Source organism: Ruegeria sp. N7, from assembly GCF_056531345.1.
Genome location: NZ_JBQFLR010000001.1, coordinates 562,832 through 584,905, shown reverse-complemented (window position 1 = coordinate 584,905; position 22,074 = coordinate 562,832). Strand labels below are relative to the sequence as shown.

The 22,074-nt window shown below is 58.4% G+C and carries 23 protein-coding genes; 16 read left to right on the top strand and 7 right to left on the bottom strand.

Features of this window, described 5'->3' with window-relative positions:
- Positions 1-208 precede the first annotated feature (208 nt).
- Genes ACR0ES_RS02875 through ACR0ES_RS02865 form a run of 3 tightly spaced genes read left to right on the top strand, consistent with a single transcriptional unit; the run spans position 209 to position 3,214 of the window.
- On the top strand, positions 209-1,675 hold the full coding sequence (locus ACR0ES_RS02875) for a leucyl aminopeptidase (protein ID WP_480869425.1): 1,467 nt from the start codon (positions 209-211) through the stop codon (positions 1,673-1,675).
- Positions 1,676-1,679: 4 nt separating this feature from the next.
- The gene (locus tag ACR0ES_RS02870) at positions 1,680-2,138 is read left to right on the top strand and encodes a DNA polymerase III subunit chi (protein ID WP_480869423.1); all 459 of its coding nucleotides are present in this window, start codon (positions 1,680-1,682) and stop codon (positions 2,136-2,138) included.
- Positions 2,139-2,167: 29 nt separating this feature from the next.
- On the top strand, positions 2,168-3,214 hold the full coding sequence (locus ACR0ES_RS02865) for an aldo/keto reductase (protein WP_480772801.1): 1,047 nt from the start codon (positions 2,168-2,170) through the stop codon (positions 3,212-3,214).
- A 67-nt stretch (positions 3,215-3,281) separates the two neighbouring features.
- On the opposite strand, the gene ACR0ES_RS02860 is transcribed toward ACR0ES_RS02865, so the two are convergent.
- Complete coding sequence (locus ACR0ES_RS02860; RefSeq protein ID WP_480772800.1) at positions 3,282-4,268, bottom strand: GlxA family transcriptional regulator; 987 nt, start codon at positions 4,266-4,268, stop codon at positions 3,282-3,284.
- Positions 4,269-4,401: 133 nt separating this feature from the next.
- On the opposite strand from ACR0ES_RS02860, the gene bcoG reads away from it, so the two are divergent.
- The 3 genes from bcoG to ACR0ES_RS02845 all read left to right on the top strand — a co-directional run bounded on the left by bcoG (position 4,402) and on the right by ACR0ES_RS02845 (position 7,622).
- The gene (gene bcoG, locus ACR0ES_RS02855; RefSeq protein WP_480869420.1) at positions 4,402-5,316 is read left to right on the top strand and encodes a 3-dehydrocarnitine:acetyl-CoA trimethylamine transferase BcoG; all 915 of its coding nucleotides are present in this window, start codon (positions 4,402-4,404) and stop codon (positions 5,314-5,316) included.
- A gap of 84 nt (positions 5,317-5,400) precedes the next feature.
- On the top strand, positions 5,401-6,867 hold the full coding sequence (locus ACR0ES_RS02850; RefSeq protein ID WP_480869678.1) for a carnitine 3-dehydrogenase: 1,467 nt from the start codon (positions 5,401-5,403) through the stop codon (positions 6,865-6,867).
- Complete coding sequence (locus tag ACR0ES_RS02845) at positions 6,864-7,622, top strand: SDR family oxidoreductase (protein ID WP_480869418.1); 759 nt, start codon at positions 6,864-6,866, stop codon at positions 7,620-7,622. The genes ACR0ES_RS02850 and ACR0ES_RS02845 overlap by 4 nt, the downstream gene beginning before the upstream one ends.
- Before the next feature lies 1 nt (position 7,623).
- Here ACR0ES_RS02845 and ACR0ES_RS02840 read toward each other — a convergent pair whose 3' ends face one another.
- Positions 7,624-7,806 carry a hypothetical protein gene (locus ACR0ES_RS02840; RefSeq protein WP_267366128.1) on the bottom strand — a complete coding sequence of 61 codons (183 nt, stop codon included), beginning with the start codon at positions 7,804-7,806 and terminating at the stop codon, positions 7,624-7,626.
- A gap of 79 nt (positions 7,807-7,885) precedes the next feature.
- Entirely contained in the window at positions 7,886-8,755 is an 870-nt protein-coding gene (locus tag ACR0ES_RS02835; protein ID WP_480869415.1) for a helix-turn-helix domain-containing protein, read from the bottom strand.
- A gap of 105 nt (positions 8,756-8,860) precedes the next feature.
- Between ACR0ES_RS02835 and ACR0ES_RS02830 the strand changes: the two genes are divergently transcribed.
- The 3 genes from ACR0ES_RS02830 to ACR0ES_RS02820 are packed head-to-tail and all read left to right on the top strand — an operon-like array spanning position 8,861 to position 10,883.
- Positions 8,861-9,064 carry a DUF2061 domain-containing protein gene (locus ACR0ES_RS02830; protein ID WP_480869675.1) on the top strand — a complete coding sequence of 68 codons (204 nt, stop codon included), beginning with the start codon at positions 8,861-8,863 and terminating at the stop codon, positions 9,062-9,064.
- Positions 9,057-9,959: a fatty acid desaturase gene (locus ACR0ES_RS02825; RefSeq protein ID WP_480558033.1), complete on the top strand. Its 903-nt coding sequence runs from the start codon at positions 9,057-9,059 to the stop codon at positions 9,957-9,959. The genes ACR0ES_RS02830 and ACR0ES_RS02825 overlap by 8 nt, the downstream gene beginning before the upstream one ends.
- Positions 9,960-9,980: 21 nt before the next feature.
- Complete coding sequence (locus ACR0ES_RS02820) at positions 9,981-10,883, top strand: EamA family transporter (protein ID WP_480869413.1); 903 nt, start codon at positions 9,981-9,983, stop codon at positions 10,881-10,883.
- On the opposite strand, the gene ACR0ES_RS02815 is transcribed toward ACR0ES_RS02820, so the two are convergent.
- The 4 genes from ACR0ES_RS02815 to ACR0ES_RS02800 form a co-directional block, all read right to left on the bottom strand.
- Positions 10,880-12,226 (bottom strand): DEAD/DEAH box helicase, encoded by a 1,347-nt coding sequence (locus tag ACR0ES_RS02815; RefSeq protein ID WP_267366133.1) that lies wholly within the window; start codon positions 12,224-12,226, stop codon positions 10,880-10,882. The two genes, ACR0ES_RS02820 and ACR0ES_RS02815, sit on opposite strands and share 4 nt — an antisense overlap.
- A 186-nt stretch (positions 12,227-12,412) precedes the next feature.
- On the bottom strand, positions 12,413-13,342 hold the full coding sequence (locus ACR0ES_RS02810) for a glycosyltransferase family 2 protein (RefSeq protein ID WP_480564456.1): 930 nt from the start codon (positions 13,340-13,342) through the stop codon (positions 12,413-12,415).
- Entirely contained in the window at positions 13,339-14,082 is a 744-nt protein-coding gene (locus tag ACR0ES_RS02805) for a hypothetical protein (protein WP_480564459.1), read from the bottom strand. The genes ACR0ES_RS02810 and ACR0ES_RS02805 overlap by 4 nt, the downstream gene beginning before the upstream one ends.
- 49 nt (positions 14,083-14,131) lie before the next feature.
- The gene (locus tag ACR0ES_RS02800) at positions 14,132-15,736 is read right to left on the bottom strand and encodes a peptide chain release factor 3 (protein ID WP_267366522.1); all 1,605 of its coding nucleotides are present in this window, start codon (positions 15,734-15,736) and stop codon (positions 14,132-14,134) included.
- 109 nt (positions 15,737-15,845) lie between these two features.
- Between ACR0ES_RS02800 and ACR0ES_RS02795 the strand changes: the two genes are divergently transcribed.
- The 7 genes from ACR0ES_RS02795 (at position 15,846) to ACR0ES_RS02765 (ending at position 22,050) form a co-directional block, all read left to right on the top strand.
- Complete coding sequence (locus ACR0ES_RS02795; protein WP_480480611.1) at positions 15,846-16,208, top strand: SnoaL-like domain-containing protein; 363 nt, start codon at positions 15,846-15,848, stop codon at positions 16,206-16,208.
- 72 nt (positions 16,209-16,280) lie between these two features.
- Positions 16,281-17,060, top strand: coding sequence for an SDR family oxidoreductase (locus tag ACR0ES_RS02790; protein ID WP_480869410.1), 780 nt, complete (start codon positions 16,281-16,283; stop codon positions 17,058-17,060).
- A 2-nt stretch (positions 17,061-17,062) separates the two neighbouring features.
- Complete coding sequence (locus ACR0ES_RS02785) at positions 17,063-18,175, top strand: hypothetical protein (RefSeq protein ID WP_480869409.1); 1,113 nt, start codon at positions 17,063-17,065, stop codon at positions 18,173-18,175.
- A gap of 106 nt (positions 18,176-18,281) precedes the next feature.
- Positions 18,282-19,331: a methyltransferase domain-containing protein gene (locus tag ACR0ES_RS02780; RefSeq protein ID WP_480869407.1), complete on the top strand. Its 1,050-nt coding sequence runs from the start codon at positions 18,282-18,284 to the stop codon at positions 19,329-19,331.
- Between the two features lie 107 nt (positions 19,332-19,438).
- On the top strand, positions 19,439-20,506 hold the full coding sequence (locus ACR0ES_RS02775) for an ABC transporter ATP-binding protein (RefSeq protein ID WP_480869672.1): 1,068 nt from the start codon (positions 19,439-19,441) through the stop codon (positions 20,504-20,506).
- Between the two features lie 114 nt (positions 20,507-20,620).
- Positions 20,621-21,403 (top strand): 5'/3'-nucleotidase SurE, encoded by a 783-nt coding sequence (gene surE, locus ACR0ES_RS02770; RefSeq protein ID WP_480869405.1) that lies wholly within the window; start codon positions 20,621-20,623, stop codon positions 21,401-21,403.
- On the top strand, positions 21,400-22,050 hold the full coding sequence (locus tag ACR0ES_RS02765) for a protein-L-isoaspartate(D-aspartate) O-methyltransferase (protein ID WP_209503723.1): 651 nt from the start codon (positions 21,400-21,402) through the stop codon (positions 22,048-22,050). The genes surE and ACR0ES_RS02765 overlap by 4 nt, the downstream gene beginning before the upstream one ends.
- Positions 22,051-22,074 lie beyond the last annotated feature (24 nt).

The following is a 22,074-nucleotide window of genomic DNA, read 5'->3' as shown; positions in this document are numbered from 1 at the left end:
GTAGTGCGGGGCGTCGGGCTGATATCGCGCCTGCGCAATGCTGTGCGCGACGGCGTATGCCTGCCCTCTCGTACCACGTCTTTCTCCCCCGAGCCTGCCGGTCATTTTTTCGGGACCTTAATGCAATTGAAAGGCGGGGAAAACTGCTATCTGGTCAATGCGTGCCCCGCGGGCTAGGTCTTGGGGAACAGAATTCGAGGAGTGTACAATGAGCAGTCTGATACCGATCCGTTTTCAGGAATTTGACCTGGAGGCTATGGCGCAGGCCAAAGGGCGCATCGCCATCATCATTCCGGATGACGGTAAGATGAGCCCGGCAGCCCGCCGGGCAAACCGTCTGACGAAGGGCGGCTTGGCGCGGCTTGTTGAAAGCGAGAGTTTCAGAAAGTCGAAGACAGGTGATGTCATCTCGATGGCATGGCCCACAGGGATGGCGGCAGAGGCGCTGGATGTTCTGGTTCTGCCACGTCGCCCCGAGGCCGGCGAAGCCCGTAAGGCAGGGGCGGCACTGGCTAAGCTGGCAGGCGGCAAGGACATGCTGGTGATGGTGGGCAATCAGGCGCGGGCCGAGGATCTGGCACTGGGGATTGTTCTGCGCAGCTATGAATTCGACGCGCATAAAACCAAGGAAAGCCAGAAGGCGGGCACAGTGACAATCAGCCACGCAAAGCCTGCGGAGGCCGAGGCAGATTTTGCACCTCTCTATGCAATTGCTGATGGCGTTCGGATGACGCGCGATCTGACCAATGAACCAGCAAATGTTTTGACCACCACTGAATTCGCGGACCGCCTGGTTGAGATGCAGGGGCTGGGTCTTGAGGTCGAAGTACTGGACGAAGACAAGCTGGCCGAGCTGGGAATGCGCACGTTGCTAAGCGTCGGGCAGGGCTCGGACAGCCCTTCGAAAGTGGTGGTGATGCAGTGGAATGGCGGGGCCAAGGATGACGCGCCTTTGGCACTGGTCGGAAAGGGCGTGGTGTTCGACACGGGTGGTATCTCGCTCAAACCCGCTGCTGGCATGGAAGAGATGACCATGGACATGGGCGGCGCCGGCGTTGTTGCGGGCACCATGCGCGCGCTGGCCAAGCGCAAGGCAAAAGCCAATGTCGTGGCGCTGGTCGGTCTTGTCGAGAATATGCCATCAGGTAACGCCACCCGTCCGGGTGATGTGGTCAGGTCGATGAAGGGCGATACGGTCGAGATCATCAACACCGACGCCGAGGGCCGCCTAGTTCTGTGTGACGTGATGTGGTACGCGCAGGAACGATTCAAGCCGGTCGGTATGATTGACCTGGCAACTTTGACCGGTGCGATCATCATCGGGTTGGGCCATGAAAACGCTGGTGTCTTTTCGAACAATGACACGTTTTGTGATGCCTTCCTGAAATCTGCCAAGGCCGAGGATGAAGGCGCTTGGCGGATGCCATTGGGCGACGCCTATGACAAGTTGCTGAAATCGCGCATTGCCGACATGAAGAACGTGGGCGGTCGCCCCGCCGGTTCAGTCACCGCCGCGCAGTTCCTCCAGCGGTTCGTAAAAGAGGAAACACCGTGGATTCATCTGGACATTGCGGGCGTCGCATCGGTGTCTGAAGAGACCTCTTATGCGCCCAAAGGCGCCACCGGCTGGGGCGTGCGCGCGCTGAGCCGGTTTGTGCAGGACAATTTCGAGTAAGCATATGGGCGCTGTCTATTTCTACCACCTGACCCGCCAGCCGCTGGAGCACACCTTGCCCGTGCTGCTGGACAAGGCGCGGCAAGCCGGGTGGCGGATAGCCGTGCGGGGTACTGACCCTGCGCGGATGGACTGGCTGGATGAAAAGCTGTGGCTGGGCCCCGAGGAGGGATTCTTGCCGCATGGTCGCGCTGGCGGCCCGCACGACGCGGACCAGCCGATCCTGCTGACCACCAGCGCCGTGGCGGGAAACGACGCGACCTGCATCATGGCTGTGGATGGCGCGCCGGTCGAAGCGGAAGAAGTCGCCGCGTTGGAACGGGTTTGTATCCTGTTCGATGGCAATGACGACATGGCTGTACAACAGGCGCGCGGGCAGTGGAAAGCGCTGACGGATGCCGGATGTTCCGCACAATATTGGTCGGAGGAGTCCGGGCGATGGGAGAAGAAGGCTGAAGCCTGACCGGCCCGCAATTTTCAGGAGATACGACAATGCAGAAGAAGCCCTTGGGCCGTACCGGAATTATGGTGAGCGATCTGTGCCTTGGCACGATGACATTTGGCTCTCAAACGTCTGAAACGGATGCGCACCGGCAGATGGATATGGCGTTGGACGCGGGGATCAACTTTGTCGATGCGGCCGAAATGTATCCGGTGAACCCTGTCGCGAAAGAAACGATCGGGCGCACCGAAGAGATACTGGGAAACTGGAACGCGGCCAATACTACCCGCCGGGGAGATTATGTTTTGGCGACCAAGCATTCCGGCGCGGGGCTGTCCTTTGTCCGCGATGGTGCGCCGATCACTGCCCGCACAATACCCGAAGCAGTTGAGGGGTCTTTGCGACGTTTGCAGACCGGGTACATTGACCTCTATCAGTTTCACTGGCCCAATCGGGGCAGCTATATGTTTCGGCAGAACTGGGATTATGCGCCGTCTGGCGAAAACACAGATGAAGTGCTGAGCAACATGCTAGAATGCCTTGAGGCATTGCAGGCTCAGGTAGACAAGGGCAATATCCGTGCCTTTGGCCTGTCGAATGAAAGCGCTTGGGGAACCGCGCAATGGCTGCGGCTGGCCGACCAGATGGGGGCACCGCGCGTGGCATCGGTGCAGAACGAGTATTCATTGCTGTGCCGCCATTTTGACACCGACCTGGGTGAGTTGAGTGTGCATGAAGATGTTGGGTTGATGGCGTTTTCCCCTTTGGCAGCAGGCTTTCTGACCGGAAAGTACCAAAATGGCTGTGTGCCTGACGGATCGCGTATGTCCTTTGTGCCTGAGATGGGTGGCCGGAGATCAGGTCGTGTTTTCGAAGCGGTTGCAGCTTATCTGGACATCGCCGCACGGCATGGTCTGGATCCGGTGCATATGGCGTTGGCGTGGTGCCGGACGCGCCCGTTCATGATGTCGGCAATCTTCGGGGCCACGACCGTTGCACAGCTGGATCATATTCTGGCGGGCGTGGATCTTGAATTATCCAAGGATGTGTTGGCCGAGATCAGCAGGGCACATCGGGCGCACCCGATGCCGTTTTAGGGGCTCTGCCCCCGTCGCCTTTGGCGACGCCCCCGGGATATTTTTGGCCAGATGAAGAAGGATCCGGTCAGTGATGGGTGGGATGCGCGCGTTCGTGTCTCAGGTCGCGGGCCGATTGACCGTGGGCGGTGCGGAAAGCGCGGGCAAAGCTGGATTGCGAAGCAAAGCCGGTGGCGAGCGCCACATCCATCAGTGGCATGTCGGTGTCGGTGACCAGACGGCGGGCCTCGGCCAGGCGCAGTTGCAGATAGTGGTCCTGCGGCGTCGTGTTCAGGCGCAGTCGGAACTGTTGTTGCAGCGTCCGTGGGCTGGTGCCCAGGCGGTCTGCGATAAAGGCCAGCGGCAGGGGATCATCAAGTGACGCCTGCATCATCGAGTTGGCCTTGGCGGTCAGTGCTGTGTGGCGATGGGGTGCGCCTGTGCGGCTTTGCGGTTTTCCAGGGTCCGGAGCACCATCGTAAAGGAACAGGCCCGCAACGCGCGCGGCGAAACTTGCGCCATGACGGGCGGTGATGATGTGCAGCATCATCTCGACAGCCGGAATTGCGCCACCCGAAGTCAGTCGATTGCCCGAAACGGTGAAGCGGTCGGTGCGCACATCAACTTCGGGAAACCGCGTGGCGAAATTTTCTAGGTCTTCCCAGTGGGTTGTTGCCAGATGGCCATCCAGTAGCCCGGCCTCGGCCAGGAGCCACGGGCCGCCATCAATGCCTGCCATCGTTGCGCCTGTGCCCGCGATGCGCCGCAGACCAGCCAGCAGGCTTGGGGTGGCGTGGCGGGCCAGTTGGAACCCGGCGACCACGATCATCAGGTCGCAGGATTGCAACCGGGCCAGTGGAATACCGGGCACTTGCAACGCACTGGTCAGAATCGCGGGTTCTGGCGTCGCGGTTACATAGTCCCAATCAAAGGCCGGGCGGTCCGCCAGACGGTTCGCGGCCCGCATCGGGTCCACCGCAGAGGCAAAGCTGAGCGTGTTGCATTCGTCCAGTACAAGCACCGCAGTTTTTAGGGCGCGGTGTTCCGGTTGCAGTATGTTTTTTGCGGATTTCATCAAGTTTGATTCGCATATTGCCAAGTGGGTTTCCCAAAGCTGCGCCAGAGTCGGGTCAGAACGCAAATCGGAATCCGGGGAAAAGCCTGGGGAAAACCCAAGGCAGAACCGGGTATAACTTGGGGAAAACACCATGCCTCTGGAAATGAACCGCGAAGTCTTCATTACCTGTGCCGTAACCGGCTCGGGCGGAACGCAGGACCGCAGTCCGCATGTGCCGCGTTCACCGCGGCAGATCGCCGACAGCGCAATCGCTGCCGCCAAGGCCGGGGCGGCAGTGGTACACTGCCACGTGCGCGACCCTGAGACCGGTGCGCCAAGCCGCCAGTTGGATCTGTATCGCGAGGTGACAGACCGCATCCGCGACGCTGATGTGGACGTCGTATTGAATCTGACGGCCGGGATGGGCGGCGACATCGTGTTCGGCGGTGTTGAAAACCCGTTTCCCGTGGCCGCGGGCACGGACATGGTCGGAGCATCCGAACGTGTGGCGCATATTGCCGAATGTTTGCCCGAGATATGCACCCTGGACTGCGGCACAATGAACTTTGCCGAGGCCGATTATGTTATGACGAATACGCCCGGTGCATTGCGCGCCATGGGCAAAATGATGACTGATCTGGGTGTCAAACCCGAGATCGAAGCCTTTGACACTGGCCACCTGTGGTTTGCAAAGCAACTGGTGAAGGAAGGGATTCTGGCACCAAACGCTTTGGTCCAGCTGTGCATGGGGGTACCGTGGGGTGCGCCGGATGATCTGAATACCTTTATGGCGATGGTGAACAACGTGCCAGATGACTGGACCTTCAGCGCGTTTTCACTGGGACGGAACGAGATGCCGTTTGTCGCGGCTTCGGTTTTGGCGGGCGGCAATGTGCGCGTTGGGCTTGAGGACAACCTCTGGCTGGATAAGGGTGTAATGGCCGAGAACTGGCAACTGGTGGAACGTGCGGGATCCATCATCGAGAATATGGGCGCGCGCGTGATCGGCCCTGACGAAGTCCGTGCGAAGCTGGGGCTGACCAAGCAGGCACCTGTTGCAAAATAATGGACACGCGGGTTTTGGGGGCCAGCCCCCAAGCCCCCGGAGTACTTCTAAAAAGATGAAACATGCGCAGCCAGTAGGTGGGAAATCATGAAAACGGCAGCAATTATTGGGGGCGGAGTTATCGGCGGTGGATGGGCCGCGCGGTTCCTGCTCAATGGCTGGGATGTGCGGGTGTTTGACCCTGACCCCGAGGCGGAACGCAAGATTGGCGAGGTGCTGGACAACGCAAGACGGTCCTTGCCGGGGCTGAGTGACGTTCCGTTGCCAGCCGAGGGCTCGCTGAGCTTTCACAGCGATATGGCCGAAGCGGTTAAGGGTGCGCGTTGGATACAGGAGAGTGTGCCAGAACGACTGGATTTGAAACTGAAGGTTTACAAAGGCTTGCAGGAGGCTTGCGATCCGGGCGCGATCATTGGATCCTCGACCAGCGGGTTCAAGCCGTCCGAACTTCAGGATGGAGCGCTGCGCCCCGAGCAGATCGTGGTGACGCACCCCTTCAACCCGGTTTACCTGTTGCCTTTGATCGAGCTTGTACCAACGGACAAGAACCCGCCCGAGATGATCGAACAGGCGCAGGACCTGTTGAAATCGCTCGGGTTTTTCCCGCTGCACGTCAAGAAAGAGATCGATGCGCATATCGCCGACCGGTTCCTGGAAGCTGTCTGGCGCGAGGCGCTTTGGCTGGTCAAGGATGGCATCGCGACAACCGAAGAAATTGACGAGGCCATCCGTATGGGTTTCGGCATCCGCTGGGCGCAGATGGGTCTGTTCGAAACCTACCGCGTGGCCGGTGGCGAGGCGGGGATGCGGCATTTCATGGCGCAGTTCGGGCCTGCCTTGAAATGGCCGTGGACCAAGCTGATGGATGTTCCCGAGTTCACTGACGAACTGGTCGATTTGATCGCCAATCAATCTGACGCACAATCCGGGATGCATTCGATCCGAGAGCTGGAGCGTATTCGCGACAACAACCTTGTTGGCATGATGCGGGCCCTCAAGGCGCAGAATTACGGTGCGGGTGCGGTGCTGAACCAACATGACGCACGGTTGAAACCCGGTGCGCTGCCGACGCTGGATCAAGCGGATCTTAGCCAGCCCATCCTGACCCTGTCGCGGGCTGTTCCACTGGACTGGACGGATTACAACGGCCACATGAACGAAGCGAGATATCTGGAGGCCTTTGCCGCCGCCACCGATCGGTTCATGGAAATCATCGGATGCGATGCGGATTACATTGCCTCAGGCGGCAGCTACTTCACAGCGGAGAACCACATTCGCTATGTGGATGAAGCTCATGCCGGTGCAAAAATCGACGTGCGCACGCAGATGCTGTTGGGGCAGGGTAAGAAGCTGCATGTGTTCCACAGCATGTACGAGGGTGACAAGCTGCTGGCCACGGGTGAAAGTTTTCTGCTGCATGTCAGCCTGGAAACCCGCCGCCCCAGCGCGCCATCTGCTGAAATCGAAGCGGCTATGGCGCGGGTTGCAGAGGCTCAGGCCGGATTGCCTTATCCCGAGGGCGCAGGCGCAGCGATCAGGAAGCCTTCATGACGCGCCGGGTTCTGGTGACGGCTGGCGCGTCAGGCGTCGGCCGGGCCATGGCCGAGGCGTTTGACGCGGTTGGCTATGACGTCCGGGTTACTGATATCGATCAGGCGGCGTTGGATACTTTGCCCGAACATTGGACCAGGCACCGAGCCGATGTTGCGGACGAGGCTGACATGCGCACGGTATTTGACGCCGTCCGTTCGACGGGCGGGTTGGATGTGCTCTGCGCCAATGCCGGTATTGCCGGCCCGACAAATGCCATTGAGGATATTGATCTGGACGCGTGGCGTGCTTGTGTCGCGGTCAATCTGGACGGTGCTTTTCTGGCGGCAAAATATGCAGCGCCGCTGATGAAAACGGCGCGGGCGGGCAGCATCATTCTGACCTCGTCGACAGCCGGGCAGTATGGCTACCCGTTCCGGGCGCCCTATGCGTCGGCAAAATGGGCGGTCATCGGGTTGATGAAGACGCTGGCGATGGAGCTGGGGCCCTATGGCATCCGTGCCAATGCCATTTGTCCAGGCGCAGTTGAAGGCCCTCGGATGGAGGGCGTCCTGACCCGCGAGGCCGCAGCCAAGGGCATGACCCGTGACGAGGTCTATCGGGGCTATGCCTCGGGCACCTCAATGGGGCGCTTCGTCGAAGCGCAGGATGTCGCCAATATGGCAGTCTTCCTTGCCTCAGATGCGGCGCGTCTGGTTTCAGGTCAGGTGATCGCGGTGGATGGCCACACGGTCAACCCGGACCCGAAATTGTAACTCAGCCCTGGTTTGGACCACGGATCTGGCGGATGGTCTGACGGACCGCCTGCCAGTCCTGGGCTTCTTGCCGATTACCGGCAGCTTCGCAGTCGCGCATTTTTTGCGCGGCTTCGGCCTCGGCTTGGTCTCCATGGGCGGCAAAAAGTGCACGTGCGTATTGAGCGGTTTGAATTGCGTCCATTCCTGTGCTCCTCCGTCTGTGTTCGGAATGCCTTATGGTTCGCGCCAAAGTAGAATAGCACAGGTTGAGCGCTGCTGCATCACCCGTCGCGGGAAACCGCCGTTCTGAGGCGACGCAGGTGGTTTGGAAAATCCCGGGCGGCCACGTCGGCCTCGCGTACTAGTGTGTCGAAATGGCGTGAGAATGTCTCGATCCGATCCCGGTCGCGGAAGGCCATATAGTGACTTCCTGCGTAAAATACACAAAGCAGCGGGCCGAAAATCGTTACGGGTGCGGAATAAAGCCGTTTTGCGTCAAACAGATAGATGCGCATCCGCGGATAGAGCTGTTCGCACAGCGCCAACAAGTGATCGATCTGTTCCAGCCGAACCTCGGGGCTGAGACCCTGATAATACCCAGTGGCGCTTGCAAAGCTTTCGATTTCGAATAACGGCATGGCGATCTCATAGTCTGACTGGGCGCTACGCATCCATGCCAGACGATCGGCCGACGCGCCGATGGCTTGGTCAGCGGTCCGGCCCAGATGCGGGGCGTATTCCCATTCCAGTATCGAACGCGTCTTGAGCATGTCGGGCAGGGTGGCCGGGACATAGCGGATTTTGTACCCGGCGGCCTCCTGATGCCACTCGAAGATACGTTCATCGACAAGGGCGCGTGGGGCCTCGGTAAAGGTCAGCGAGCTAGCCAGAAGCTCAGCCGCGCTTTCCGGCCTGTCAGATAGGCTCAGCAACCAGTCGACCGAAACGCCGAGCGCCGCTGCACATCCGCCAACAACATGTGCGTTGGGCAACCGCGCGCCATGATCTGTCAGCAATTGGGAAACGGTCGAGCGGTCAACGCCAATATTGCGCGCAAGGGCACTTTGGCTGACATGGCGCTCTTCCATCGCGCGGGCGAGGCGGAGACGAAATTGCGCGGCACGGTCGCGCTTGTCGATATTTTCCTGCATGCCGTGATTTTTATCACATTTGATTAGTTTTGTTAATCATATTCAGAATTTTCAATGCCGGGGTCCGGATGTAACGCTTTGAGTAAGAAAAAAACGGGGTTCGGAATGGAAACGCGGCGAAGATCAGTCGTGAAAGCAATCGTTTGGAATGCGATGGGGTTGGCGATCATGACAATGGTGGGCCTGTTGGCAACAGGCTCGACCGCTGTAGGAGGGGCGCTGGCGCTGGTGAACACGGCCATCGGCCTGACGATGTACGTGATTTACGAAAGAATTTGGGCGAACATTTCGTGGGGCCGAAATGGCTGACCCCACGACACCCAAATCGCCCGAATGGGGCACGTTTTTCCTGATAGTCTTGTGTTATGCTGCGTGGCTTGCCGGTCTGTTCTGGCTGGCAAACACATCCTTGTGGTTGGCTATCCCTGCTCTGGGTGTTGTTGCGGCTTTGCATTCGTCACTGACGCATGAGGCCCTGCACGGGCACCCATTTCGTGCCAAATGGCTGAACGAGGCGTTGATGGCACTGCCGTTGACATTGGCAATTCCGTATAACCGCTTTCGGGACCTGCATCTGGCGCATCATCAGGATGCCACCCTGACAGACCCTTATGACGACCCGGAATCGAATTATCTGGATCCGCATATCTGGTCGGGATTGCCGCGGCTGGCGCAGATGATCCTGAGCCTGAACAACACGCTGTTGGGGCGGATGGTACTGGGGCCTGTCCTTGGTCAGGTTCTGTTTATGCGTGACGAATGGCGTGGGTTGATGCGCGGGGACAGGGCGGTCCTGCTGGCATGGGCTGTGCACCTTCCCGGCGCGGTGGTGGTTCTGTGGGTAGTTGCGCAATCGGCCATGCCGGTTTGGGCCTATCTGGTCGCGGCCTATATGGGGCTGTCGCTTTTGAAGATCCGCACGTTTCTGGAGCATCGTGCACATGAAAAATCCCGCGCCCGCACGGTGATAGTCGAAGATCGCGGACCTCTGGCATTTTTGTTTTTAAACAATAACCTACACGTCGTTCATCACATGAATCCGGCGGCTCCGTGGTATCGCTTGCCTGCATTGTACCGCGACGGAAAGGACAGGTACTTGGCTTGCAACGAAGCCTATGTTTACCGGTCCTATGCACAGATACTCCGGCAGTATTTCGTTCGCGCAAAAGACCCTGTGCCACATCCTCTCTGGCCAAAGCCTTGAATTGACGACACAACGGGTGGCATGAGTCTCTGGATCCCCGTCACCATCGCCGCCGCCAGTTTTCAGACTGTGCGTTTCATGCTGCAAAAATCTCTGGCCAGCGTGAAACTATCTGCTGCAGGTGCAACTTTTGCGCGGTTTGCCTATTCCATGCCGTTGGCGGTTATCGGGCTATATGTTGCGTTGCAGATAACCGGGGCGAGCATGCCTCGGCTTGGCAGTTTGTTCTGGCTTTACGCGGTCATCGGAGGGACAGCGCAAATCCTTGCAACGATCTGCGTGGTGGCGTTGTTCAAACAACGTAATTTTGCCGTTGGAATTACCTTCAAGAAAACCGAGGTGATCCAGACCGCGATCGTTGGTTTTTTGGTCTTGGGGGACAGTGTGTCGCGGGGCGCATTGTTCGCGATCCTGTTGGGGTTGATGGCTGTTCTTTTGTTGTCAAAAACACCTGGAGGGGACGGACCCTGGTGGCGCCATCTGACCAATCGGGCTTCGCAATTGGGGCTTGGATCAGGTGTTTTGTTTGCGTTTTCCGCCGTCAGCTATCGTGGGGCTTCACTGCAACTGGGCGATATCGATGCGTGGTTCCGAGCGCTGGTAACGTTGACCGCAGTGGTGACATTCCAGTTCGCCAGCATGGGGATATGGCTGCTGTGGCGCGACCGGGCCGAACTGCGCGCAGTCTGGCAAACGAGAAAGACCGGGGTATTTGTCGGCCTGACCAGCCTCGGCGGCTCGTTTTGCTGGTTCTGGGCCTTCACCTTGCAGAATGCGGCTTATGTCAAAGCGCTGGGGCAGGTTGAGCTGATCTTTAGCCTGATGGCGTCGATCCTGTTCTTCCGCGAGACGATCACCCGGCGCGAAATCGCCGGGATGATGTTGCTTGGGTTTTCGATTTTAGCGCTTGTTCTGGCAATCTAGCTGGCGCGACGTTCGTCAAAGCTGAGCGCGATGAAGCTGGGCAGGTGATCTCCCATGCCCACGACGGCCGGACCGGTGTCTTCCTTGCGCCCACGACTGCGCCCCTTCGGTTCGCGAACCTTTTTGCCTTCTTTCGGGCTCTCGGGGGCTTTGGCCTTTTTCTCAGGCTTTGGCTGTTCGGGTCTGGGGTCGTCCTGAACCGGGTTGTCTATGCGCGGGATGTCTTTCTGGATCAGCTTCTCGATCGCAACCAGTGCTTTTTCGTCGCGTCCCGAACAGATTGTGATGGCTTTACCTTCACGGCCGGCGCGGCCGGTGCGGCCAATGCGGTGCACATAATCCTCGGGATGGCCGGGGACGTCGAAATTGAACACATGGCTGACGGCTGGCACATCCAGGCCACGCGCAGCCACGTCCGAGGCGACCAGCAGGCGCAATGATCCCTCACGGAAACCGTCCAGTGTTTTCATCCGCTGCGACTGGTCCAGATCGCCATGGATGGCGGCCGCGTTGTAGCCGTGTTTTTTCAGGGATTTTGTGCAGATATCCACGTCAGTCTTGCGGTTGCAGAAGATGATCGCATTTGTGCATTTGTCGCCTTCAGCATCGATCAGCGCACGCAGAACCTTGCGTTTGTTGCTGGCTTCGCGGTCCCGACGGCCGCCTTTGAACATGACCACGCCCTGTTCGATGGTCTCGGATGCGGTCGCCTGACGGGCAACTTCGACCCGGGCAGGGGCCGACAGGAACGTGTCGGTTATCCGCTCGATCTCGGATGCCATGGTGGCTGAGAAGAACAGGGTCTGACGGGTGAAAGGTGTTAGTGAGAAGATGCGTTCGATATCGGGGATGAACCCCATGTCGAGCATACGGTCCGCTTCATCCACCACCATGATCTGCACGCCGGTCAGCAACAGCTTGCCGCGCTCGAAATGATCCAGCAGACGGCCCGGCGTGGCGATCAGAACGTCGACGCCACGGTCAATCAGGGCTTCTTGCTCTTTGAAGCTGACACCACCGATCAACAGCGCTTTGGTCAGTTTCAGGTGTTTGGTATAGGTGTCGAAATTCTCGGCCACCTGAGCGGCCAGTTCCCGCGTCGGGCACAAAACCAACGAACGTGGCATACGGGCACGCGCCCGGCCACGGGCCAGCAGTGTGATCATTGGCAGCGTAAAACTGGCGGTTTTACCCGTGCCTGTCTGAGCTATGCCCAAAACATCGCGCCCTTCCAATGCGGGCGGAATCGCACCTGCCTGGATCGGAGTTGGGGTTTCGTATCCGGCTTCCTCAATGGCTTTGAGGACCTTCGGGTTCAGGTTCAGTTCGTTAAACTTTGTCATGTAAGTCCGGTTGAATGCGGACACTTGACCTGGCCCGCGCGTATAAGATGTGCCGGGCCCGGATGGCCATGCGCGTGATGCGACATTTCGGCTTGGACGCGGACATAACAAAAACGTTGGTCGGGGTCAAATGAAGACCGCTACATCAGGGTTTCATCGAGACAGGTTCGAGTTTTGCGCAACAATTCAGCAACTTCCGGGAAAGTGTTTCGCCAATTTCCCGTCCAGATTCAACACGCGGTGGCGGATCAGCCCTTTCTGCTCCAGCCGGGCGCGGACTTCTGGGTCAGCGCCGCTCATCTCGTTGAAGAACGCGCGCAGCCCGTCCTCGCCGTGTTCGCTTTCAATCCAGCTGAGCAATTCATTCTTGTTCAGCCCCCCCATCTCGCGCGGGGCATTCGGGGCCATGCCAGCCTGATACGAGCCGCGATCCAAGCGGAACGGATAATGTGCGATCCAGTGATCCCAGTCCGGCGCGTGGCGGTGGCATAGATCGACCTGCGCAAGTTCGTATTTACACGGCAGCAATTTCCCGTTCTGAAACAGGTTGTGGATACGAAAACTCAGACGTTTCAATCCCGTGCGCGCAAACAACTTGCCCTGTACATGGCTGAGGAACCCGCCAAGGACGAAAGCCCCATAGTTGGGATAAAGCATCTCAATCAGCTGTGTTCGGGCCGGGCTTTGTGGAACATGCGCCTTGTACAGGTCTTCGCCGCCTGCCAGCGCCTCGATTGGGCGGACCCGGGCGGCGTGAACCTTGTCCCCGATATCGCGCAACACATCCGAGATTGGGGTCGGCGACCACAGAAACTCGTCAACATCGATATGGGCCAGCCAATCCAGGTGCGTTTCACGATAGGCATAGGTGGCGTTGACCGATTGGCGAACCTGGTGCTTGTCCGGTCGTGTGCGTTTTAGCTTTTGCCAATAGGCATCATCGCAAACCTGTACGCAAACACTGGGATGTGCCTTCAGCGCCTCGAACGTGCGCGGGTTTGGCTCATCCAGATAGATATAGATGGTCTCGGCGCCCAGATCGATGTGATGGGCCACGAACCGAAGGACATCTTCGGTCGGGCCCCTGACCATCGACACGACACCCCATGTGGTCATGTGCGCTGCGCGCGTGCTTCGCGCATGAGTTTCAGGCGGCGAAAGACACCGCCGGGATCTCTGTTGAGCTCGGTCATCAAGTGATCGACCAGCGGCGCGATGGTGGTGTCGCTTAGGGCCTTGGTCCAGACCGGAGCAATCAGATTGACGTCCAACCCACCGCTTCCAAGGGAAAACCCTTTCATCTGATAGGGCAGTGGCACGCGATTCAATTTTTGATACTGAAACGGTGTTTCCGGGATCAGCCCGGAAAAGCGCCTCTCGAACTCATAAAGCTTCATCATGCCGAACAACATGCGCAACGCATGACCAACCTCGCGCTGGGTTGCAGTTTGGCCGTGGTCCGCAAAGGTCTGAACCGACGAGACCAGCCATCGCAGGTCAAGCGTGGACAAAAGGTGGTCAGACTGTTCGTCCCAAAGGCGGCAAAACAGAAGCGGGGCGTGGCGCGGGAAGGACCGCTTTCGCAGGTTCGAGATCAACTGGGCATTCAGGAAGGCAAGTTCCGAATTTCCGACAAATTCCCGCGCAATCTGAGCACGCTTGCGATCCCAGCTTGTATTAGGCTTCGGCGGGGGCACAGTCGCGCTTTCGGGCAATGTGCGACCGGCCAGTTCAATAAGGTCAATGTCAAGGTCAGGCAACGAGGTGGTGCCGAACTGAAACGGGCTGCGCCGGTTTTCATACCTGTCCAGCATGTCGGGCAGACCGCCGGGGAAAGTCAGTTCATCCTTGCTCATGCGCGCAGAATTGCACAGGCAGACTCGGCTGTGCAATCAGTGAGTTGGATCACACCATCATCTCTTTGGTGGCGGTCAGGTTCAGGGCGGGATAGTCCCGAACCACCCGGTCGATGTCCCATTGCAGCCGGGTCAGATAGACAATGTCGCCGTCATGGTCGTGCGCGATGTGCTGCTTGTTTGCATTCACAAACTTTTCGACCTCGGCCTTGTCACCGCTGACCCAGCGGGCCGAGGTGAACTGAGACGCCTCGAAACGCACGGGCAGGCCGTATTCCATCTCGATCCGGCTGGCGAGCACTTCGAATTGCAACGCGCCGACGACACCCACGATAAAGCCTGACCCGATCGAAGGTTTGAACACCTTGGCCGCGCCTTCCTCGGCGAACTGCATCAGGGCTTTCTCCAGATGCTTGGCCTTCATCGGATCACCCGCACGGACGCCTTGCAGCAGTTCCGGCGCGAAAGAGGGGATGCCGGTGACGCGCAGCGCCTCACCCTCGGTCAGCGTGTCACCAATGCGCAACTGGCCGTGGTTGGGAATGCCGATGATGTCACCGGCCCAGGCCTCTTCTGCCAGTTCCCGGTCAGATGCCAGAAACAGCACTGGGTTTGAAATCGCCATCGGTTTCTTTGACCGCACATGGGTCAGTTTCATGCCGCGTTTGAAATGGCCTGATGCCATGCGGACAAAGGCCACCCTGTCGCGGTGCTTGGGGTCCATATTGGCCTGCACCTTGAAAACAAAGCCCGCGACCTTCTTTTCATCCGGCGATATCTGGCGGGGTTCGGCGGACTGAACCTGCGGCTGTGGGCCATAAGCGCCGATGCCTTCCATCAGTTCCTTGACGCCGAACGAGTTGATGGCCGAGCCGAACCAGATCGGTGTCATATGCCCTTCAAGCACCGCCTGCGGGTTCAGCGCGGGCAGCAACTCGCGCGCCATCTCAACCTCTTCCAGCAGCTTTTCCAGCAGGTGCGCAGGAATATGTTCCGACAGTTTCGGGTCATCAAGCCCGTTAATCTCGATGCTCTCTGCCACCTTGTTGCGGTCGGCGCGGTCCATCAGCTCCAGCCGGTCGCGCAGCATGTCGTAGCAGCCGATGAAATCACGACCTACGCCAATTGGCCATGCGGCGGGGGTGACGTCGATGGCCAGCATCTCTTGAATTTCGTCGATGATCTCGAACGTATCGCGGCTTTCGCGGTCCATCTTGTTACAGAAGGTCAGAATCGGCAGATCACGCAGGCGGCAGACCTCGAACAGCTTTTGCGTCTGGCTTTCGACACCCTTCGCGCCGTCGATCACCATCACGGCCGCATCCACGGCCGTCAGCGTGCGGTAGGTATCTTCCGAGAAATCGCTGTGGCCGGGCGTGTCAACAAGGTTGAACCGGAAATTGCCATAGTCGAACGACATGGCCGATGCGGAAACCGAGATTCCGCGATCCTTCTCCATCTGCATGAAGTCCGAGCGTGTCCGCCGTGCCTCGCCCTTGGCGCGCACCTGACCGGCCATCTGAATGGCGCCCCCGTACAGCAGGAACTTTTCAGTCAGCGTCGTTTTGCCCGCATCCGGGTGCGAGATGATGGCGAATGTCCGGCGACGGGCAATCTCGGGCGGCAGGGCAGGTTGGTTCGAGGTATCAAGCATGAACGCGCGTATAGGCGGGGAATCCTGCCGAGGCAAGACAAAGGGGCTGGTTCGAATCACGGCCTTGTGGCTATAAGAACATATAGTGAACAAATAATGGAGTAATTCGATGGATTTGAAAGAGATTGCCAATGAATTGGTGGCCGGCTGCCGTGAGGACCGCGCCAAGGAAAACCTTGAGAAATTGTATGCGCCAGACGCGGTTTCGGTCGAAGCAGTCGATTACTCAGGCATGGGGCGCGAAGTACAAGGGCGTGACGCGATCCGTGGCAAACATGAATGGTGGGAAGGAGCCCACGAGGTTTCTGGCGCTTCGGTCAGCGACCCGTTTGTGCACGGCGAGGACCGCTTTGCAGTGATTTTCGAAGTGCAGGGTAAGGTGAAGGAAACGGGCGAAGCCTTTGATATGCGTGAAGTGGGTGTCTATCACGTCGCAGATGGCAAGATCGTGCGAGAAGAGTTCTTCTACTGATCCCAAGCCATTTCTGGTCTTCCCTGTCTGGCCGATGCTAGACATGCGGCAATGACTGACAGGGAGGATCCGATGGACCTTGGAATAAAAGGAAAGCGCGCGCTGGTCTGTGCCAGCAGCAAAGGGTTGGGTTTGGGCTGTGCCGAGGCTTTGGCTGAGGCTGGCGTAAACCTTGTGATGAATGCGCGTGGTTCAGACGCTTTGGAGAGTGAGGCAGCACGCCTCAGGTCAGAGCAAGGTGTCGAGGTACAAACAGTCGCTTGTGACGTGACGACTGCGGAAGGGCAGGCGCAGGTGATCAAAGCAGCGCAGGGCGTTGATATTCTTGTGACAAATGCCGGCGGCCCGCCGCCGGGTTTATGGTCGGATTGGGGGCGTGATGATTTCATCAAGGCGCTGGATGCCAATATGTTGACCCCCATTGCGTTCATGAAGGCGCTGCTTCCTGGAATGATGGACAAAGGTTGGGGTCGGGTTGTGAACGTCACCTCGCAATCTGTGCGCGCGCCAATTGCGGTGCTGGGGCTTTCGAATGCAGCCCGCACGGGTTTGACCGGATATGTCGCGGGAACTTCACGCCAGGTTGCACCGCATGGCGTGACCATCAACAACCTGCTGCCCGGCATTCACGCGACGGATCGTGCAGATGCGCTGGACAGCGGCGTGGCTTCACAGCAAGGCATCTCGATCGAAGACGCACGCGCAAACCGTTCGGCATCCATTCCCGCGCGACGCTATGGAAGGCGGCAGGAATTCGGGGCAGCCTGCGCGTTCCTGTGCTCTCAACATGCGGGGTTCATCGTTGGTCAGAACATTCTGCTGGATGGTGGCGCAACCAATTTGACGATGTGACCATGGCGCAAGGGTTTTCGTTGAAAGATCAGATGTTCAACGCTGAGAAAGTAAATTATCTCAGTGGTTTGTTTTCCGAGTCTCATGCAGAATTTGATGCCCCGGCATTCCGATCTGCGGTCATGTCGCGATTGCTGGATCTAGAGATGAAGGATCGGATCATCTGGATCGCCACTTGTCTGCAACAGGCGGTGCCCGGTGACTTGCCTGCTGTTGCCCCGACGATCCTGCGCGCCTTGCCTGCGCCTTTGGACCCAACGAAAACGGATGACGATTTTGGCGATTTCATCTTTGCGCCGGTCGGTGAGTGGGTAGCGGCCATAGGTCTTGAGCATGTTGATCTGGCTTTAGACGTGATGGAGGAACTGACACAGAGGTTTTCCATGGAATGGGCAATCCGTCCGTTCCTGAACCATGACCCGGACCGGGTGTTGCGGCGGATGCAGGACTGGTGCTCTCATGACAGTTACCATGTGCGCAGGCTGGTCAGCGAAGGGACGCGCCCCCGATTGCCATGGGGGCAGGCGGTCGCATTGGGTTTGCAGGACCCGCTGCCGTTGCTGGACAAGTTGCACATGGATTCGACGCGGTATGTCACCCGGTCCGTATCCAATCACCTGAATGACATCACCAAGAAAGACCCGGATCTGGTATTGGATCGCCTGACGGCGTGGCGCAGCCAGGGTCATCAGAATCAGGACGAGCTGGACTGGATGACGTCACACACCCTGCGCGGACTTGTGAAAGCGGGGCATCCTGAAGCGATGAAGATGTTAGGCTATGACCCGGAAGCGGAAATCGAGGTCGCAGTCAACCTGACCTCCGAAGCTCGGATTGGGGACGCTCTGGCCTTTTCGGTCACTTTGAACGGGTTTGGAGATCTGCCAGTTCTGGTTGACTATGTCATTCATTTTCAAAGACCTGGCGGGAAAATCTCAGCCAAGGTGCACAAGTTGAAGCAGGCGGCTTTGAAGAACGGGAAACTGACGTTGGAAAAACGCCACAAGTTGAAGGGCGACGCCACAACATTCAAGTTGGTTCCCGGCGCACACCGGCTTGAGGTTCAGGTGAATGGCAAAATTCGCGCGGGCGTGGACTTCGACCTGCTTGGGTAATACCGCGCAGGACCACTCACGCTTTCGTCAAAAGCGCCTTCGCCGGATTGCGAACACCCGGCGCTTGCATTAGCTCGGACATGACCATTTGCGAGGGAAAAGCGCGATGAAACATGAATCGGTGCAGAACTATTATGGTGAAGTCCTGCAAAGCAGTGCTGACTTGCAGACCAATGCATGCTGCACGCCTGACGACATGCCCGGTCATGTCAAAAAGATCCTTTCAAAGATTCATGACGACGTACTGACACGCTACTATGGTTGCGGTCTGATTGCCCCACTTGATCTGGAAGGCATGTCGATCCTTGATCTGGGGTGTGGGGCCGGGCGGGATGTATATGCCTTGTCCGCCATGGTCGGCGAGACGGGCCGGGTGGTGGGTGTCGACATGACGCCCGAACAACTGGACGTCGCCCGCGCGCATCAGGAGTATCACGCCGAAGCATTTGGATATGCCCGCAGCAATGTGGAGTTCCATCACGGCTATATCGAAAAACTGGATGAGCTTGATCTGGAACCCGGATCGTTCGATATCATCGTCTCGAACTGCGTAATCAACCTGGCCACGGATAAGAATGCGGTTCTGCGCGGCGCGCATCGGTTGTTGAAAGAGGGCGGCGAGATGTATTTCTCGGATGTCTATGCAGACCGCCGTATTCCGCAGGCGATGGCCGAAGACGAAGTTCTTTATGGCGAGTGCCTGTCCGGCGCGCTTTATTGGAATGATTTCCTGTCAATGGCTCGAACGGCCGGTTTCGGCGACCCGCGCCGCGTGACACATCGTCCGCTGACGATCGAAAATCCCGTACTGGAAGAGCGTGTTGCGCCGTTGAAGTTCCTGTCCGCGACATACCGTCTGTTCAAACTACCTGCATTGGAACCGGCTTGTGAAGATTATGGGCAAGCCGTGATCTATAAGGGAACCGTGCCGAACGCACCGCATGAATTTGTTCTGGATGACCATCACGTTATCGAAGCCGGCAAGGTGTTTCCGGTCTGCGGCAACACCTGGATGATGCTGAAAGACACGCGATTTGCCCGTCACTTTGACTTTGTCGGCGATTTTTCGACCCATTATGGCATTTTCGAAGGCTGCGGTGGCGAAAGCCCTTTTGAAGCCGTGGGTGCATCTGTCGCTTCTGGCGGGTGTTGCTGATCCCTTGCACCTGAGGGGCGGGGTTGCTATCCCCGCTCAAGCCCGATGGATTTGATCGGGAAAGGCAACGGGGTCCATCGGTGACAGGTAACGCAATTCCACCGCGTCTGGAAATTCGCAACATTATCCGTCGGTTTGAGGGGCGGGTTGTTGTGGATGATGTTTCGCTGACCGTTCAGGCAGGCAAGGTGACTTGTCTGCTGGGGCCGTCGGGCTGCGGGAAATCCACCACGTTGCGCATGATCGCCGGTGTCGAGATGCAGGACTCGGGTGAGATTTATGTTGATGGCAAGCTGATCTGCGACACCGTGTTCCGGGTGCCTCCGGAACGGCGCGAGATCGGACTGATGTTTCAGGACTTTGCACTGTTCCCACATCTGAGCGTGGCCAAAAACGTAGCCTTCGGCCTTAAGGGCAACAAGGACGAAAAACGCGCCCGGGTCGAGGAGTTGTTGCAGAAGGTCGACCTGATGCGGTTCATCGATGGTTTTCCGCATCAACTATCAGGTGGCGAGCAACAACGCGTGGCGTTGGCGCGTGCCCTGGCGCCGCGCCCCCGCATCATGCTGATGGACGAGCCGTTTTCGGGCCTCGACAACCGTTTGCGTGATGGTATCCGTGACGAAACGCTGGCCATTCTAAAGGAAGAAGATGCCGCCGTGCTGCTGGTCACGCACGAGCCGGAAGAAGCGATGCGCATGGCCGACGAGATCGCCCTGATGCGGCGTGGCAAGATCGTGCAACAGGGCGCGCCCTATAACGTCTATACGCGTCCCGCAGACAAGGCAGCGGTGGCTTTTTTCAGTGATGTCAACGTTTTACGGGCGCAAGTGAATGGCGCATTGGCGGACACGCCCTTTGGTCAGTTCCTGGCACCGGGCATTCCGAATGGTACGGATGTCGAGATCGTATTTCGCCCTCAGCACATCAAGCTGGACTTTGACCGCAACGGCAAGGGGCCACTGCCGACGCCGACAGATGGTGTTGCGGCCCGTGGTGTCGTTGAACGTGCGCGATTTCTGGGCAATGAGAGTCTGGTAGAGTTCCGCATGGACTATGATGGTTCGATCCTAAAGGCGACGGTTCCGAACGTGTTTGTCCCCAACCCGGGCCGGGTCATGTGGCTGACCATCCGCCGCGACAGGTGCTTCGTTTTCCCCGAGACAAGGCGCTGATCCATCGATTTCCACCAAAGTGGTGCGCGAAATCCTCAGATTGGGGGACCACGTCGCTTGCCGCAACGCAGGCCCGGGTCTATCAAGAGCCAAACGCGGGGGTAAATCGGGCACATGCGAATTCTTTTGACCAATGATGACGGGATCAATGCGCCGGGCTTGATCACGCTTGAGGCGATTGCAGCTGAGCTGGCCGGACCGGATGGAGAAGTCTGGGTGGTCGCGCCCGCGTTTGAACAGTCCGGGGTCGGGCACTGCATCAGCTATACCCACCCGATGATGGTCGCCAAGCTGGGAGAGCGGCGCTTTGCAGCCGAAGGATCGCCTGCCGATTGTGTATTGGCAGGGCTTCACGATGTCATGTTGGATACCCCTCCCGATCTGGTTCTGTCCGGCGTGAACAGGGGTAATAACTCGGCCGAAAACACGTTGTATTCCGGTACGATCGGCGGCGCGATGGAAGCGGCATTGCAGGGCGTCCCAGCGATTGCCCTGTCGCAATACTTTGGCCCTCGCAACCTGGGCCTTGACGACCCGTTTGAGGCAGCCGCCCGGTATGGTGCAGATCTGGTGCGCCGGATTCTGGACGCAACTCCGGCAGAACAAGGTGATTACCGGCTGTTTTACAACGTGAATTTCCCCCCGGTTCCGGCAGCCGAAGTGCTGGGCACGCGGATCGCGGCGCAAGGGTTCCGGCGCGACACACGGTTTTCAGTCGAACCGCACAGTTCGCCTTCGGGGCGGCGGTTCCTGTGGATCAAGGGTGGCTATCAGCACAATCCGACCGCACCCGGAACGGATGCGGCTGTCAATCTGGAAGGCTATATCTCGGTCACGCCGATGCGCGCTGACCTGACTGCACATGACATGCTGGAGGCATTGAAGGCGGTCGAATGAGCGGACTGGACCCTGAAACCGTAATGCAATTCCTGTTTGCCCTGCGCAAACGGGGGGTCACGGATGCGCGCGTGCTGGCTGCGATGGAGCAGGTGGACCGCGGTCGCTTTGTCACGGGCCTGTTTGCAGGGCGTGCTTACGAGGACATGCCGCTGCCGATTTCCTGCGGTCAGACGATCAGTCAACCCTCGGTCGTTGGCCTGATGACGCAGGCCCTGAACGTGAGGCCTCGGGACACGGTGCTCGAGATTGGGACAGGTTCAGGTTATCAGGCAGCGATCCTGTCTAAACTGGCCCGCCGGGTCTATACAGTTGAACGCCACAGGCGGTTGGTGAGCGAAACAAGCAAGCTGTTTGCCGACCTAGGCCTGACGAATATCACGTCGATGTTGTCGGATGGGTCATTTGGCCTGCCGGAACAAGCCCCTTTTGACCGGATCATTGTCACAGCCGCAGCCGAGGATCCTCCGGGCCCGCTCTTGGCGCAGCTGAAAATCGGGGGTATTATGGTTTTACCCGTGGGCCAGTCGGACGCGGTGCAGCAGTTGATCAAAGTGACGCGCACCGAAGATGGTCTGGACTATGACGAATTAACGTCTGTCCGTTTCGTGCCCCTTCTGGAGGGGCTTGGAAAGGACGAGGCGTAATAGGCTTAAAGAATTGGTCGCCGG